This is a genomic window from Streptomyces cavernicola (assembly GCF_029968035.1).
GTDB lineage: Bacteria > Actinomycetota > Actinomycetes > Streptomycetales > Streptomycetaceae > Streptomyces > Streptomyces cavernicola.
On record NZ_JASCIQ010000095.1, the window covers coordinates 1 to 1,429 of the forward strand.

At 68.6% G+C, this 1,429-nt stretch carries 1 protein-coding gene; it reads left to right on the forward strand.

Going from position 1 to position 1,429, the window contains the following annotated elements:
• The coding region (locus QIS96_RS37605; RefSeq protein WP_282547388.1) for an acyl-CoA carboxylase subunit beta at positions 1-1,429 on the forward strand (1,429 nt) is incomplete at both ends.

The following is a 1,429-nucleotide window of genomic DNA, read 5'->3' on the forward strand; positions in this document are numbered from 1 at the left end:
AGGCGCTGGCCGGCCCGAGCGAGAAGGCCACCGCCGCCCAGCACGCCAAGGGCAAGCTGACGGCCCGCGAGCGGATCGAACTGCTCCTGGACGAGGGGTCGTTCAAGGAGGTCGAGCAGCTGCGTCGGCACCGTGCGGTCGGCTTCGGCCTGGAGAACAAGAAGCCGTACACCGACGGTGTGATCACGGGTTGGGGCACGGTCGAGGGCCGTACGGTCTTCGTGTACGCGCACGACTTCCGGATCTTCGGCGGCGCGCTCGGTGAGGCGCACGCCACGAAGATCCACAAGATCATGGACATGGCCATCGCGGCCGGTGCGCCGCTGGTCTCGCTGAACGACGGCGCGGGCGCCCGTATCCAGGAGGGCGTGAGCGCGCTCGCCGGTTACGGCGGCATTTTCCAGCGCAACACCAAGGCGTCCGGCGTGATCCCGCAGATCAGCGTGATGCTCGGCCCGTGCGCGGGCGGCGCGGCCTACTCGCCGGCGCTGACGGACTTCGTGTTCATGGTCCGTGACACCTCGCAGATGTTCATCACCGGACCGGACGTGGTCAAGGCGGTGACCGGCGAGGAGATCACCCAGAACGGCCTCGGCGGCGCCGACGTCCACGCCGAGACGAGCGGCGTCGCGCACTTCGCGTACGACGACGAGGAGACCTGCATCGCCGAGGTCCGCTACCTCCTGTCGATGCTCCCGCAGAACAACCGCGAGAACCCGCCGGTCGTCTCCTCCGACGACCCGGCCGACCGCCGCTCCGACGTCCTCCTCGACCTCGTCCCGGCGGACGGCAACCGGCCGTACGACATGCACAAGGTCATCGAGGAACTCGTCGACGACGGCGACTTCCTCGAGGTGCACGAGCGCTGGGCCCGCAACATCGTCTGCGCCCTCGCCCGCCTCGACGGCCAGGTCGTCGGCATCGTCGCCAACCAACCCCAGTCCCTGGCAGGGGTGTTGGACATCGAGGCCTCGGAAAAGGCCGCGCGCTTCGTCCAGATGTGCGACGCCTTCAACATCCCGATCGTCACCCTCCTGGACGTGCCGGGCTTCCTGCCCGGCGTCGACCAGGAGCACGGCGGCATCATCCGCCACGGAGCGAAGCTCCTGTACGCGTACTGCAACGCCACCGTGCCGCGGATCTCGCTCATCCTGCGAAAGGCGTACGGCGGTGCTTACATCGTCATGGACTCGCAGTCCATCGGCGCGGACCTGACGTACGCCTGGCCGACCAACGAGATCGCGGTCATGGGCGCGGAAGGCGCCGCCAACGTGATCTTCCGCCGGCAGATCGCCGAGGCCGACGACTCGGAGGCGATGCGTGCACGCATGGTCAAGGAGTACAAGGCCGAGCTGATGCACCCGTACTACGCGGCCGAGCGCGGCCTCGTCGACGACGTCATCGACCCCGCCGACACCCGCGAGGTCCT